Origin of the sequence: Kytococcus schroeteri (genome assembly GCF_042433515.1) — a bacterium.
Lineage (GTDB): Bacteria > Actinomycetota > Actinomycetes > Actinomycetales > Dermatophilaceae > Kytococcus > Kytococcus schroeteri.
Map to the genome: position 1 here is coordinate 51882 of NZ_JBHLVH010000018.1, position 12925 is coordinate 64806.

General features: G+C 73.9%; 13 protein-coding genes. 5 read left to right on the forward strand and 8 right to left on the reverse strand.

The genetic code is table 11. The features are described from left to right. Positions 1-121: 121 nt before the first annotated feature. A complete protein-coding gene (locus ACFFHC_RS08950) occupies positions 122-307 on the reverse strand; it encodes a VOC family protein (RefSeq protein ID WP_070704317.1) in 186 nt (61 codons plus the stop codon). A gap of 30 nt (positions 308-337) precedes the next feature. On the opposite strand from ACFFHC_RS08950, the gene ACFFHC_RS08955 reads away from it, so the two are divergent. Further along, the gene (locus ACFFHC_RS08955) at positions 338-838 is read left to right on the forward strand and encodes a GNAT family N-acetyltransferase (protein WP_070704314.1); all 501 of its coding nucleotides are present in this window, start codon (positions 338-340) and stop codon (positions 836-838) included. 36 nt (positions 839-874) lie between these two features. On the opposite strand, the gene ACFFHC_RS08960 is transcribed toward ACFFHC_RS08955, so the two are convergent. The 4 genes from ACFFHC_RS08960 to ACFFHC_RS08975 form a co-directional block, all read right to left on the reverse strand. After that, on the reverse strand, positions 875-3283 hold the full coding sequence (locus ACFFHC_RS08960; RefSeq protein ID WP_379804766.1) for an FHA domain-containing protein: 2409 nt from the start codon (positions 3281-3283) through the stop codon (positions 875-877). 79 nt (positions 3284-3362) lie between these two features. Beyond that, positions 3363-5228 carry a LamG-like jellyroll fold domain-containing protein gene (locus tag ACFFHC_RS08965; protein ID WP_070704933.1) on the reverse strand — a complete coding sequence of 622 codons (1866 nt, stop codon included), beginning with the start codon at positions 5226-5228 and terminating at the stop codon, positions 3363-3365. Between the two features lie 115 nt (positions 5229-5343). After that, positions 5344-5739 (reverse strand): type II toxin-antitoxin system VapC family toxin, encoded by a 396-nt coding sequence (locus tag ACFFHC_RS08970; RefSeq protein WP_070704936.1) that lies wholly within the window; start codon positions 5737-5739, stop codon positions 5344-5346. Continuing rightward, the gene (locus tag ACFFHC_RS08975) at positions 5736-6002 is read right to left on the reverse strand and encodes a type II toxin-antitoxin system VapB family antitoxin (protein WP_070704939.1); all 267 of its coding nucleotides are present in this window, start codon (positions 6000-6002) and stop codon (positions 5736-5738) included. Before ACFFHC_RS08975 ends, ACFFHC_RS08970 begins: the two co-directional genes overlap by 4 nt. A 57-nt stretch (positions 6003-6059) precedes the next feature. On the opposite strand from ACFFHC_RS08975, the gene ACFFHC_RS08980 reads away from it, so the two are divergent. Then, on the forward strand, positions 6060-6464 hold the full coding sequence (locus ACFFHC_RS08980; RefSeq protein ID WP_070704942.1) for a YjbQ family protein: 405 nt from the start codon (positions 6060-6062) through the stop codon (positions 6462-6464). Positions 6465-6519: 55 nt separating this feature from the next. On the opposite strand, the gene ACFFHC_RS08985 is transcribed toward ACFFHC_RS08980, so the two are convergent. Further along, positions 6520-7572 carry a zinc-dependent alcohol dehydrogenase family protein gene (locus tag ACFFHC_RS08985; RefSeq protein ID WP_070704945.1) on the reverse strand — a complete coding sequence of 351 codons (1053 nt, stop codon included), beginning with the start codon at positions 7570-7572 and terminating at the stop codon, positions 6520-6522. 78 nt (positions 7573-7650) lie between these two features. On the opposite strand from ACFFHC_RS08985, the gene ACFFHC_RS08990 reads away from it, so the two are divergent. Continuing rightward, positions 7651-8202, forward strand: coding sequence for a GNAT family N-acetyltransferase (locus ACFFHC_RS08990; protein ID WP_070704948.1), 552 nt, complete (start codon positions 7651-7653; stop codon positions 8200-8202). Between the two features lie 185 nt (positions 8203-8387). Here ACFFHC_RS08990 and ACFFHC_RS08995 read toward each other — a convergent pair whose 3' ends face one another. After that, positions 8388-9749 (reverse strand): YjiH family protein, encoded by a 1362-nt coding sequence (locus ACFFHC_RS08995; protein WP_379804775.1) that lies wholly within the window; start codon positions 9747-9749, stop codon positions 8388-8390. A 155-nt stretch (positions 9750-9904) separates the two neighbouring features. Here ACFFHC_RS08995 and ACFFHC_RS09000 point away from each other — a divergent pair, with 155 nt between their 5' ends. After that, positions 9905-11329 (forward strand): GntP family permease, encoded by a 1425-nt coding sequence (locus tag ACFFHC_RS09000; RefSeq protein WP_379804778.1) that lies wholly within the window; start codon positions 9905-9907, stop codon positions 11327-11329. 144 nt (positions 11330-11473) lie between these two features. Next, positions 11474-12172, forward strand: coding sequence for a hypothetical protein (locus tag ACFFHC_RS09005; protein ID WP_070706177.1), 699 nt, complete (start codon positions 11474-11476; stop codon positions 12170-12172). Between the two features lie 78 nt (positions 12173-12250). Here the strand turns inward: ACFFHC_RS09005 and ACFFHC_RS09010 are convergent, their stop codons facing one another. Continuing rightward, positions 12251-12901: a hypothetical protein gene (locus tag ACFFHC_RS09010; RefSeq protein WP_141494962.1), complete on the reverse strand. Its 651-nt coding sequence runs from the start codon at positions 12899-12901 to the stop codon at positions 12251-12253. Positions 12902-12925 lie beyond the last annotated feature (24 nt).

A 12925-nucleotide genomic window follows, 5' to 3' on the forward strand; every position in this document is an offset into this window, starting at 1 on the left:
CGGCTCCGCGCGGCTCAGACGGTCGGCTCAGAGCTGCCGACGTTCACGCCCCAGTTGATGCCGGACGTGTCCGTGAGGTCGCCGTGGACGTCGCCCCACATCTGCTGCTCCATGGGCATGTTCACCGCGCCTCCTCGGCCAGGCCGTCGAACTGGCGGCGCAGGGTGGCCTCGTCGGAGCCCCACAGCACCAGGTTCATGCCGCCGCGCACCACCTCGTCCTCGGGGCGGGTGCCGTCGGCCGCCATGAGCACGTAGCCGCCATCGGTCTCCAGCTGGCCGTGCATGACGCCCTCCGGGGAGCCCATGGCCGATCCGGCCGTGTGCCACCATGCCGTATGCCCTCCCCCGCACCCCGCCTGCGCGTGGCCACCCCGGCCGATGCCGCCGCTTGCGCCGCCATCTACGCCCCGTCCGTCCGCGACACCGCCATCACCTTCGAGCTGGAGGCCCCCGACGCCGCGGAGATGGCCCGCCGCATCGAGGGGGCGCTGCGGCACCACACCTGGCTGGTGGCCGAGGAGGGCGGCGAGGTGCTCGGCTACGCCTATGGCGGGCGCCACCGGGTGCGCGCCGCGTACGACACCACCGCGGAGGTGAGCGTCTACCTGGCCGAGGCCGCGCGCGGCCGGGGCCTCGGCCGCCTGCTCTGCGAGCGGCTGCTCACCGACCTGGCCGGCCGCGGGCTGCGACTGGCCGTCGCCGGCATCACCCTGCCCAACGCCGCCAGCGTGGCCCTGCACGAGCACCTCGGCTTCGAGCACGTGGGCACCTTCCGGCGCGTGGGGTGGAAGTTCGGCGAGCCGCACGACGTGGGGTGGTGGCAGCGCGACCTCTGAGGCCGCCCCGCCGCCCTACCGGGTCCCGCCGGGCCCTCAGCGGCGGGTCGAGCGCTCCACCAGCAGCCAGGCCATCACCGAGGCCACCGCGTGCAGCAGCAACAGCACCAGCGCGCTGAGCAGGTACACCGGCAGCTCGTGGTCCCACAGCGGGTCCTGGGTGCTGCGGCGCGCGGTCAGGGTCTGCAGGTCCACCGAGGAGGCCGCCATCGCGTAGCCCCACCGGGTGGGCGAGAGCCACGCCGCCTGCTCCAGCCCGGCCCGGTCCACCACCGGGAACAGGCCGCCGCTGAGCACGAGCATCACCATCATCGCCACCACCAGGGTGGGCATCACCTGGTCCAGCGTGCGCAGCACCGCCGAGACGCACAGCCCCACCGCCACGCACGCCGCGGCGCACAGGCCCATGGCCAGGGTGAGCTCCCACCACGACAGGCCGAAGTGCGAGAACTCCGGGCGCCCCGTGTGGGCCAGCGTCACGGCCACGAGGATGCCGGCCTGCAGCACCGCCACCACCGAGAGCAACGACACCTTGGCCGCCATGTAGGCCAACGGGCGCAGGCCCACCGCGGCCTCCCGGCTGAAGATCGGCCGCTCGGCCACCAGGTCGCGGATGCTGCCGGCCACGCCCATGAACGCCGCTCCCACGGCCACGATGAGCAGCACCATCATCGGGGAGGAGGAGGGGCGGGCCTCCATGCTGGGCTCGCGGAACCCCGCATCGCCCGGCACGAGCCAGGAGAGCAGGCCCACGAGCACCGGCATCGCCAGGGTCATGGCCACGTACACGGGGTCGGCGGCCATGACGCGCAGCTGGCGCCGGACCACCACCGACCACTGCCGCATCGGCGACTGCTGGCGCACCGGCTCGGAGATCTCCCCCGCCGGGCGCCGTGCCGGGGCCGGCTGTGGCGGACGGGTGCGGGCGAAGGCGGCCTCCACGCCCTCGGGGTCGGCGGAGACCTGCTCGAAGACGTCGGCGTGGTTGTCCGCCCCGAAGTGCGGCAGCAGCCCGGCCGGCGGGCCGAAGTAGGCCACGCGTCCGCCGGGGGCCAGCAGCAGCACCCGGTCGCACAGGTCCAGGTTGGCCACCGAGTGGGTGATGACCGCCACCGTGCGCCCGCCGTCGGCCAGCTCGCGGAAGGTGGTCATGAGGCGCTTGTCCAGGCCCGGGTCGAGGCCCGAGGTCGGCTCGTCGAGGAACAGCAGGGAGGGCTCGGTGAGCAGCTCCATGGCCACCGAGACGCGCTTGCGCTGCCCACCGGAGAGCCGGTCGATGCGGGTGCCCGCGTGGGGCGTCAGCGCGAGCGCCTCCATCACCTCGGCCACGCGGGCGGCCCGGGCGGCGGGCTCCACGTCCTCGGGGAAGCGCAGCTCGGCGGCATAGCCCAGGGCGGCACGCACGGTGAGGTGGCGGTGCACGATGTCGTCCTGCGGCACGATCCCGATGCGGTGGCGCAGCTGGTCGTACGAGGCGTAGAGGTCCAGCCCGTCGTAGAGCACCTCCCCCTCGGTGGCCGGGCGGGAGCCGGTGAGCGCGCCCAGCAGCGTGGACTTGCCCGCACCCGACGGGCCGATGACGGCCAGCAGGCTCGAGCGCGGCAGCTCCAGGTCCACGCCCTGCAGCAGCACCTTGCCCGAGCCGAGGCGCACGCCGAGCCCGTGGGCGGTCAGGGAGACGTTGCCGTGGTCGCTGCCCATCACCAGGGCGCCGTCGCGCACCCGGAAGGTCGCGTGGCCCACGGCCAGGCGCTGCCCCTCGGTGAGCAGGCCGGACTCCACGCGCTGGCCCTCCAGGTAGGTGCCGTTGCTGGAGCCCAGGTCGGTGACGGCGAACCCCTCGGGCCGGGCCTCCAGACGCACGTGGCGGCGGCTGACGAGCAGGTCCTCCACCTGGATGTCGCAGTCGCGCTCGCGGCCGATGGTGAGCACCTGGCCGGGCTGCAGGTGCCAGCTGCCCTCGGTGCGGGCGGTGGCGTCGTCGGGGGTGGTGATGGTGGCAGTCGGTGCGCCCGGGAGGGGGCCGGTGCCGTCGAGGGGGTGGAGGCGGGTGGCCTCCGGCGGGGCCGGCTCGGCGGGTGCGGGCTCGGCGGGTGCGGGCTCGGCGGGTGCAGGCTCCGGCTCCGGCTCGGGCTGCGGCGCGGGCTCGGCGGCGGCCTCCACGGCCACGGTGTGACCCCCCTCGCCCAGCCCGATGTGCTGCCCCGGGTGCACCGGCGCCGAGTCCGCGACCCGCGCCCCGTCGAGGAAGGTGCCGGCCGTGCTGCCGAGGTCCTGCACCCACCAGACGCCCTCATACAGCACCACGCGGGCGTGCCGGCGGGAGACGGCCAGGTCCGGCACCATCACGTCGGCCTCGATGCTGCGCCCGATGACGGCGCCCTCCGGTGAGGGTGGGACGGTGAACTCCGCCGATGCCGTGCGCAGGACGATTCGCGGTGCCATCTCAACCTTTCCCCGGGGAGTCTGCCGACAGGTTAGGTCACGCCCACGGGCACCGGGCGGGCCGCCCCGCCTGCCGCCCTCAGGTGCGCGTCATGAACTCCTCGGGCCGCAACGCGCGCTCCACGATGCGCACGTCACCCAGCCGGGCGCGCGTCACCGCATCGAGCACGCCGTCCCAGGTGTACGCACCCACCAGCCACCGGCGCCCCAGCGTGGCCAGGCCCCGGTTGCGGGTGAGCGGGTTGCGCACCACGGGGCAGCCCTCCACGTACATCGTGGTGTGACGGCCGTCGTTCACCACCGCCACGTGCCACCAGCGGTCCGTGTGCAGCTCGTGGCCCCAGTTCGTCAGGCCCGTGTCCTGCGAGGTGGGGTAGGCCACCCACTGCAGCTGCCGCTCCCCCGAGAGGCTCAGCGTCACCACCGGCTCCTCCGCGTCGCCGCCGTGCTTGCCGGCCTCGGCAGCCGTGCCCTCGCGGCTCAGCAGGGCGGTCCAGGCGTCGCGGCCGGTCCACTCGGCGGGGAGGCGGAAGAACACCTCCACCGTGTACCCGCGCTCGAAAGTGGCGTCGTTGAGCGGCGCCTCGGCCACCGTGTGCAGGTGGTCGCCCACCGCCTTCTCGGCTCCCCCCATCGCGATGCTGGTGCGTCCCGGCTGCTCCGGGTGGTGGTCGGCCACCACCCACAGCGGGGCGCCGGCGGACACCACCTCGAGGTGGTTGCCGTGGCCGGAGAGGTCGCGCACCCGCTGGCCGGGGCGCAGCACGTCCCCGTCGCGCCCCTCCCACCGCCAGTACGCCACGGTGCCGGGCACCAACGCCTCGCGGACGGGCTGGCCGGGCAGCTCCGGGGCGGGCGCGAAATCCGCGAAGCGCGCGTCGAAGTCGATCTCCACCGTGAAGCGGTCCAGATCGCCGGTGACCACCAGCTCCTCGGCCATGAGCTCGTTGCGCCGCCCGGGATCCCGCTCGGTCACCCACGGCGCCAGGGTCTCCACGTCGATGACGCCGCGCGCCAGGTCGAAGCGGTAGAGCCGCACCATGGCCGCTCCGCCGTAGTAGCGCTGCTGGTAGTTGGCCAGGTGCAGGTGCACCTCGTGGCCGGCGTCGTTGACCATCGTGGTGCGACCGGACGGCCAGAAGTGACCGTTGAGCGTGAGGAACACGTGGTCGTGGCGGCGCACCAGGCGGTCCCACAGCTGCTGGCCGTACTCCGACGGGGCGGCCACGCCGTCTCCCGCATCGGCCTGCACGAGGTCGTGCGTGGTGAGGACGGTGGGCAGGCGGTGGGTGCGCAGCACGGCATCGGCCCAGGCGAAGCCGGCCTCCGAGAGGCGCCAGTCCAGGGCCAGCACCATCCAGTCGCGGCCGGCGGCGGTGAAGCGGTGGGCGGTGCTGTAGCCGTCCGGGCTGACGGCCACCACGCCGGGCTCGCGGGTGGAGCGGCGGAAGGCGCCCAGGTAGGGGGTGGCGCCGCGAGCGTCGGTGGTGTCCCCGCCCACGTCGTGGTTGCCGGCCAGCAGCGAGTACGGGATGCCGCTGTGGCGCAGTCGCCTCCAGGCGCGGTCGAAGGCGTTCACCTCGTGGGGCAGGCCGTTCTCGGTGAGGTCGCCCAGGTGGGCCAGGAAGGCGATGCCCTGCCGCTGGCGCTCGCGCTGCAGGTAGCGCAGCGAGGCGGTGAGCGGCTCGGGGTGGATCGAGTCGTCGTCGAACAGGTACTGCGTGTCCGGCATGACGGCCAGGGTGAACTGCTGGTCGCCCACGGGCTGGGGCCTGGACCGGCGGGCGGCCACGGGCTCGGGGGCCTCTGCGGCGTCGGCGGGCGTGGCCCCGGCGGGGCCACCCAGACCCGTCAGGACACCGGTGAGCCCGGCGGTGCCGCTACCCAGGATGACGGCACGGCGGGAAGGGGTGGCGCCATCGGCGCAGGTGTTCTCACGGCACATGCGCCGGACCGTACGCAGGGCGCGTGGCCCCACCGTGTCGTGGTGGTGGCGCTCCGATGGCGTGCCGGTGACCCGCCGCGGAACGCCCGCCGCGGGCGACGCCCCGCCACGACGGTCAGCCCAGCGCGGACTCGAGGTCGGTGTGCGTGAAGTCCTCCCCCACGAACAGCAGCGGCTCGCCCCGTTCGGCCGCCAGGGCGTAGGTGTAGCAGTCCCCCAGGTTCAGGCGGGCGGCGGACCCGCTGCCCCGCCCGAAGTCACGGTGGGCCTCCCGCGCCAGCCGGGCGTGCTCCACGGTGAGCGGCACCAACTCGATGCCGAGCACCTCGAACAGCTCGTCCAGTCGCCGTCGCGTCGCGGCCGTCCCGCGGCGGTCCACCACCACGGCGCACTCCACGTACGTGGCGGTGGACATGGCCAGCGAGGGCGCCTCGGTCAGGACGCGCAGGATCTCCTCGCTCCCCTCCTCACCCTGCAGCACCGCCACCACCGCCGAACTGTCCACGATCATCGGGGAAGCCCCTGCTCGTCGTAGAGGTCGGCGAGGTCGGCGCTGAGCGACTCCCCGTCATCAAGGGAGAGACCGTTGCGGATCTGCTGCACCAGCACCGTGGCCCGCTCGAAGCGCCCCTCCGCCGCCCCCTCGGTGGCCCCGTGCCGCGCGAGGTACTCCTCGAGGGCGGCCTCCAGCGCGCTGGTCTGCGTGGTGCCACGCACCTGGGCGGCCTGCCGTGCCAGCTCGTGCACCCGCTCGTTCTTGATGTTGAGCGCCATGACTACACCGTACACCCGTCGGGTTACACCATGGAACCCTCTCGCTACGATGACGGCATGGAGACCACCACCCGCGAGTACCGGACCGGCGACCAGGACGTGGTGCTGGACATCACCGGCGACTGCGAGGGCTTCGTCGCCGGCCGGGGCGACGGCCTGCTGCAGCTGTTCGTGCCCCACGCCACCGCCGGCATCGCCGTGATGGAGACCGGCGCCGGCAGCGATGACGACCTGCTCGCCGCCCTGGCCGACCTGCTCCCCGCCGACGACCGCTGGCGCCACGCGCACGGCACCCCCGGGCACGGCCGCTCGCACGTGATGCCCGCCATCGTGCCGCCGCACGCCACCGTGCCCGTGGTGGGCGGGCGCATGATGCTGGGCACCTGGCAGTCGGTCTGCCTGGTGGACCTCAACGTGGACAACCCCGTGCGGACGGTGCGGTTCAGCTTCCTGGCCGACTGAGGCGGGCCGGGCCGGACGACTGGGCCACCCCGCCCCGGCCCACCGCGCCGCCATCTCAGGGGCGGATGACGGTGATCCCACCACCGGGCGCCGCCCCCAGCTCCGCGAGCGCCGCGGGGGCGTCCTCGAGGCCCACCTCACGCCCGACCAACCCCTCCAGCGCGATGCCGGGACGCCCGCCGGAGCCGGTGACGAGCTCCAGCATCGCGGGGTAGTCGCGCGCCGCCAGGCCGTGCGTGCCGTGGACGGCCAGCTCCCAGGCGACCACGCGGTCCATCGGCAGCGCGGTCCGGGCGGCCTCGCCGAGCAGCAGCCCCACCTGCACGTGGCGTCCGCGGCGCCGCAGGCCGAGCACCGAGGCCAGCGCGGCTGCCGGCGAGCCGAAGGCGTCGAGCGAGACGTGCGCTCCCCCATCGGTCAGGTCGTGCACGGCCTCGCCGACCTGCTCGGGTGACAGGCCGCGGGCGTCCAGCGTGCCCTCGGCGCCCAGGGCACGGGCGCGCTCCAACGCGGTCGGCGCCATGTCGACGGCCACCACGCGGGCCCCCAGCGCACGGGCGATCAGCACCGCCGACAACCCCGCGCCACCGGCCCCGTGCACGGCGACCCACTGTCCGGGCCCGACGCCGCCGTGGGTCACCAGCGCGCGGTAGGAGGTGGCGAAGCGGCAGCCCAGGGCGGCGGCGTGCACGTCATCGAGGGCGTCGGGCAGGGCGACGAGGTTGTGGTCGGCGGCGTGGAGGGCCACCTGCTCGGCCCAGGACCCCCAGCCGGTGAAGCCGGGCTGCGTCTGCTGCGGGCAGACCTGGCTCTCGCCGGCTGCGCAGGTGGGGCAGGCGCCGCATCCGCACACGAAGGGGGTGGTCACGCGGTCGCCCACGCTCCAGCGGGTGACGCCCTCGCCGACCTGGCGGATGGTGCCGGCGAGCTCGTGGCCGGGGACGTGCGGCAGGGGCAACGGGTCGTGCCCCATCCAGGCGTGCCAGTCGGAGCGGCACACGCCGGTCGCGCTGACGTCGAGCACCACGCCGCCGGGCGGGCAGGCCGGCTCGGGCACCTCCCGGACGGTTGGCAGGGCCCCGACCTCGTCGATCACCACGGCGCGCATGGGGGGCAGGGTAGGTGAGGGGGTGCACGGCGGTGCGCGGACCCGCACCTCGCCCCCGCCCTGTGGCAGCCTCCCTGCATGGTTGATGACCTGACTGTGCGCCCCATCCGCGCCGAGGAATGGCGCCGGGTGCGCGACCTTCGACTGACCGCGCTGCAGGACCCGGACGCGGAGATCGCCTTCTACACGCGCTACGCGGAGGCCGCCGCACGCACCGACGAGCAGTGGCGCGAGAACGCGCTGGCGTGGTCGGGTGACGGCCCCGGGGCGACCGGGCGGCAGTTCGTCGCCACCACCTCCGATGGGGTGTGGGTCGCCTCGCTGGTGTGCCTCGTCCAGCGGGCGGGCGAGCCGGAGTTCGGGGGCGGCACCATCCCGTCCGACCGCGGCCAGCTGTTGGGCGTGTACGTCGACCCGGCGTACCGCGGGCGGGGGCTGCTCGGCCGGTTCACGGAGGCGGCGGCCGAGTGGGCACGCGAGCGGGGGTTGGGGGCGCTGTCGCTGTGGGTGCACGAGGACAACGCCCGGGCCCGAGCTGCCTACGCGCGCCTGGGATTCCGGCCCACCGGCGTCACGGCCTACGAGGCGATGGGCCCTGAGCTGCAGATGGAGCGGACCCTGGCGGGGTAGGCGCCGGCGCCCCCGCGCCACGGCTGGGACTGACGCCGGGGCGCCACCGCCTCTGGTACCCATGACGGGAGCGGCTGGCACGGCCGCGTCCGCTTCAGCTCACGCCACCCCCATGACGAGGATCAGCAGCAGCACCGTCGCGAGCAGCACCCACATACGGACCTCCCTCGGATCGGGCGGCCTCGTCAGAACACCACGTGCGCCACCGGCACGGTGAACAGCAGCGTCAGCACCACGCGCTCGAACCAGATGATCACCAGGTCGCGGATGCGCAGCGGGATCTCCGTGGCGAGGATGCACGGCACCACCGCGGAGAAGAAGATGATCTGGCTGACGCACACCACGGCCACGGTGAACCGGGTGACCATCGAGGCGTCGGCCACCAGCGCCGCGGGCAGGAACATCTCGGCGATGCCGAGCGCGCTCGCCTTGGCGGCCAGCATCGGCTCGGGCAGACCCAGCAGCGCGGTGATCGGGTAGAAGACGTAGGCCAGCCAGTCGAACAGCGGCGTGTACTCGGCCAGCAGCAACCCGGCCAGGCCCACCGAGAGGATCGACGGCAGGATCGCCATGGCCATGAGCAGGCCGTCGCGCAGGTTCTCCCAGATGCTGCGGCCCAGCGAGGGCGCGGTGGCGGCCTGCTCGTCGGCGGCGCGCCACGCGGCGGCCAGACGGGAGCCGGTGGGGCGCTCCTCGGGCTCCACCTCCTGCCCCTGGTACCCGGTGGTGGGGATGGAGCGCAGCGGCCAGATGTGCACGGTGACGGCGGTGACCGCGAAGGTGATGACCAGGGAGCCCCAGAAGTAGGTGGACCAGTGCCCCATCAGGTCCAGCGCCTTGGCCACCACCACCATGAACGTGGCCGAGACGGTGGAGAACCCGGTGGCAATGATGGCGGCCTCCTGGGCCGAGTAGCGGCCCTCCTTGTAGACGCGGTCGGTGATGAGCAGGCCCAGTGAGTAGCTGCCCACGAAGGAGGCCACGGCATCGATGGCGGAGCGGCCCGGGGTACGGAACACGGGGCGCATGACCGGCTGCATGAGCACGCCGACGAACTCCATGAGCCCGTAGCCCACCAGGAGCGTCAGGAAGACGGCACCCACGGGGATGAGCAGCCCCACGGAGACCACCACCTTGTCCCACAGGAAGGGGCCCATGCCGGGGTCGGCGAGCCAGGCCGGCATGCGGTCGAACACGATGAGGCAGCCCACCACGGCACCGACGACCTTGGCGGCGCTGAAGACGAGGTCGGTGGTGCTGCGCCGCCAGGTGCCCTGCACGAAGGGCCACACGGCACCGGCCACCACCATGGCCAGCAGCACCCACGGGACGGCCTGCGGCACCGCGCCCTTGAACCAGGTGACGATGTGGTCCAGGGCGATGGAGTTGGTGCCGTTGACGGTGAACGGCACGAAGAACGCCGCGATGCCGACGAGGCTGGCCAGCACGCTGCGCACCAGTTGGGCGGGGGTGGCGCGGGGGCCCTGGGCATGGGGGCGGGTGGGGTCCTCCCGGGGGACGGCGGGGAAGCGGGTCTGGGAACTCATGGGCGCCATGCAACCGACAGGTCGCGCGGGGCGACACCCCCGCGCGCCGATGGTTGAACAATCGTTATCTGGGGGTGGACGGCCACCCGGCCGCATCGCATCGAGTGACGGGAGTCACAATGCGTGCACGTCCCGTCCCCGATCCCAGGAACGCCATGTCCCTCGGCCTGCTCGACATCCTCGTCTCACTCGCCCTGCTCATCACGCTGGCCTACCGCGGCCACTCGGTGCTGGTGGCCGCCCCGGTCGCGGCGCTGGTGGCCACGCTGTTCGCCGGTGCGCCCCTGCTGGGCACGTACACCCAGGTGTTCATGCCCGCCATGGCCACGTTCCTGGGCTCGTACTTCCCGCTGTTCCTCACCGGTGCGGTGTTCGGGCACCTCATGAAGACCTCCGGCCTGGCCGGCGACTTCGCCGCCTGGGCCTCGCAGCGGCTGGGCGCGCAGCACGCCGTGCTCATCACGGTGCTCACCACGGCCGCCCTCACCTACGGCGGCGTGAGCGCGTGGGTGGTGGTGTTCACCATCTTCCCCATCGCCACCCAGCTGTTCCGCGAGGCGGGCATTCCCCGGCGCCTGATGCCGGCCGCCGTCGCCCTGGGCGTGGTCACCTTCGCGCTCGGTGCCCTGCCGGGGTCGCCGCAGATCCACAACACCATCCCCACCACCGTGTTCGGCACCACCACCTTCGCGGCGCCCGTGCTGGGCCTGCTCACCGGCGCCCTGGTGTTCGGCCTGGGCATGGCCTGGCTGCGGTACCGCCAGCGCTCCCTCATGGCGGCCGGCGAGTCCTTCGAGGACCTCACGATCCGCGAGCGCGAGGCCGGCGTCACCGTGGCCGGCGGCACCGACCGCCCCGCCGAGCGCGGGCGCGTCTCCACCGCATCGGGGCTGCTGGGCCTGGTGCCGGTGGCCGTGGTGGTGGCCGTGCAGGCGCTCATGACCTACCTGGTCATCCCCCGCCTGGACACCGCCTACCTGGCCGACGAGAAGTACGGCGCGGTCACGCTGGCCTCGGTGGCCGGCATCTGGGCGGTGACGGTGGCGATGGTGGTGGCCATCCTCGTGGTGGTGCTGCTGCGCCCCGGCGGAATGAAGCACTACCCCAGCGACGTGTCCGAGGGCGCCGGCCAGGCGGTGCTGCCCACGCTCACCACGGCCAGCGAGGTGGGTTTCGGTGCGGTCATCGCCTCCATGGCGGCGTTCACCGTCATCCGTGACGGCATCTTCGGACTCACGGACAACCCGGTGGTGACGGCGGCGGTCTCCACCGCGGGCATCTCGGGCGTCACCGGCTCGGCATCGGGCGGCCTGCAGATCACCATGAGCACCTTCGGCGAGCAGCTCGCCGCACAGGGGGCGGCGCAGGGCATCGACCCCGAGGTGCTGCACCGCGTGGCGGCCCTGGCGAGCACCAGCTTCGACTCGATGCCGCACAACGGCGCCATCATCACGATGCTGCTGGTGACCGGGCTGACCCACCGCGAGGCGTACAAGGACATCTTCGCCGTCACCGTGGTGGGGCCCCTCATCGGCACCGCGGTGGCCGTGGTGATGGGTCTCACGGTGGGCGCCTTCTGAGGCACTGGACCGCAGCACGGCGCGGCGGCGCGGCCCAGGGCCGTGCCGCCGCGCCGTATTCATGGGGTGAGGACAGCGAAATAACAGTGACACGCGTGCACACTCATCGGACACCCCCACGACGGCGCGCCCTGGAGGTCTGCCTTGAACACCGCACTCCGCGACCTCGTTCGTCAGACCCACACCGAACGCCAGGACGACTGGGCCACGGCGCTGTCCACCGTCGACTCCGCCCTGCGCACCCACTGCCGCGTCACCCTCCAGCCGGGTGAGCCGGCGCGCGCGATCGTGGGCGAGGTGCGCCAGCGTTCCGAGGAGGACACCCTGCGGGCGCTGGAGCAGTGCGCCGCCCAGGGCCACCCGCTGCCGACCACCGTGGAGGAGGTCGAGCACGCGGTGCCCGACCTCACCTCGGCCACCGTGGTGTGCACCTCCACCCGCGCCCAGACCCTGCTGGTGCGGTGCATCGCCGACGAGGTGGCGCAGGCGCCCGGCATCCGCCTGGTGGAGGTGGTGGACCACAGCGGGCTCGACCTGCCCCTGGAGGGCGTGGACGTGCAGCGCGGCGAGGAGGGCGGCTGCTGGGGCGTGGCCTGCCTGCTCGTGGTGGACGTGGAGGGCGCCCGCCCAGCACTGGTGGAGCTGTGCGTGGTGACCCGGCTGCAGCAGGCCTGGGCCGAGCTCACCGAGCAGCACCTCTACGGGCGCGAGGGCGAGCTGGAGGCCGGACCGCTGCGCGCTGCGGTGGTGCGCAGCATGGCGGTGATGCTGCACGAGGTGGACCGCCTGGCCGACCACCTGGCCGAGGAGACCGAGGCCGCCCGGGAGGGCAGCGCGGGCTGAGGGGCGGGGAACCGAGGGCGGGCGCCGCTCAGCGGCGGGCTGGCTCAGCGGCAGGATGCCGCGCGGCGCGTGTGGGCGTCAGCCGCGGGACCCGAGGTGGGCGGCGAGCCAGAGCGCCCCGGCGGCAAGGGGGACGGTCAGCGGCATCGCCACCGCCATCATCGGCCAGGGCAGGGGCGTGGACGGGGGTTCCACCACCAGCAGCAGCGCGCCGACCCCCGCCGCCGCGCCCACTCCGGTCACGGCGGCGAGCGCCAGGGCCAGCAGTCCCCCGCCGCAGCCCACGCGCCACATGGCGCCCAGGGCCATGCCGGTGGACGCCGCCAAGGTGTACTCGGCCAGCAGCCCGGCGACCAAGGCCACCCACGCGAGGACAGGCACGGTCACCTCGTCCCACGCGGCGGTCACCACGAGCCCCACCACCGAGGCGGTGGCCATCAGCGCGGACAGGCCCGCCCCGGCGAGCCACAGCCCCGTGGTGTCGGGACGGACGTGCAGGTTCTTCACGGAGTGCGGGAAGGCCCACATCGTGGCGAGCAGCGCGCTGAGGGTCCCCGTGAACCAGGCCGTGGCGAGCCCCGGGTCCTCCTTGCGCACGAGGAAGAACCACCAGGCCGCGCCCATGGCCAGCCAGAGCGACGCCGCGTAGGCGGCCCAGGGCAGCACGGCGCGCAGGGTGCCGCGCGTGCCCACCGAATGGCGGGTGACGGGAACGGAGGTGGGAAGCACCCGTGAATTCTGGCCGATGGGGGT

Coding starts and splice junctions, on each gene's coding strand:
- ACFFHC_RS08950 (WP_070704317.1), bottom strand. CDS start 307: ATGGGCTCCCCGGAGGGCGTCATGCACGGCCAGCTGGAGACCGATGGC.
- ACFFHC_RS08955 (WP_070704314.1), top strand. CDS start 338: ATGCCCTCCCCCGCACCCCGCCTGCGCGTGGCCACCCCGGCCGATGCC.
- ACFFHC_RS08960 (WP_379804766.1), bottom strand. CDS start 3,283: ATGGCACCGCGAATCGTCCTGCGCACGGCATCGGCGGAGTTCACCGTC.
- ACFFHC_RS08965 (WP_070704933.1), bottom strand. CDS start 5,228: ATGTGCCGTGAGAACACCTGCGCCGATGGCGCCACCCCTTCCCGCCGT.
- ACFFHC_RS08970 (WP_070704936.1), bottom strand. CDS start 5,739: ATGATCGTGGACAGTTCGGCGGTGGTGGCGGTGCTGCAGGGTGAGGAG.
- ACFFHC_RS08975 (WP_070704939.1), bottom strand. CDS start 6,002: ATGGCGCTCAACATCAAGAACGAGCGGGTGCACGAGCTGGCACGGCAG.
- ACFFHC_RS08980 (WP_070704942.1), top strand. CDS start 6,060: ATGGAGACCACCACCCGCGAGTACCGGACCGGCGACCAGGACGTGGTG.
- ACFFHC_RS08985 (WP_070704945.1), bottom strand. CDS start 7,572: ATGCGCGCCGTGGTGATCGACGAGGTCGGGGCCCTGCCAACCGTCCGG.
- ACFFHC_RS08990 (WP_070704948.1), top strand. CDS start 7,651: ATGGTTGATGACCTGACTGTGCGCCCCATCCGCGCCGAGGAATGGCGC.
- ACFFHC_RS08995 (WP_379804775.1), bottom strand. CDS start 9,749: ATGAGTTCCCAGACCCGCTTCCCCGCCGTCCCCCGGGAGGACCCCACC.
- ACFFHC_RS09000 (WP_379804778.1), top strand. CDS start 9,905: ATGTCCCTCGGCCTGCTCGACATCCTCGTCTCACTCGCCCTGCTCATC.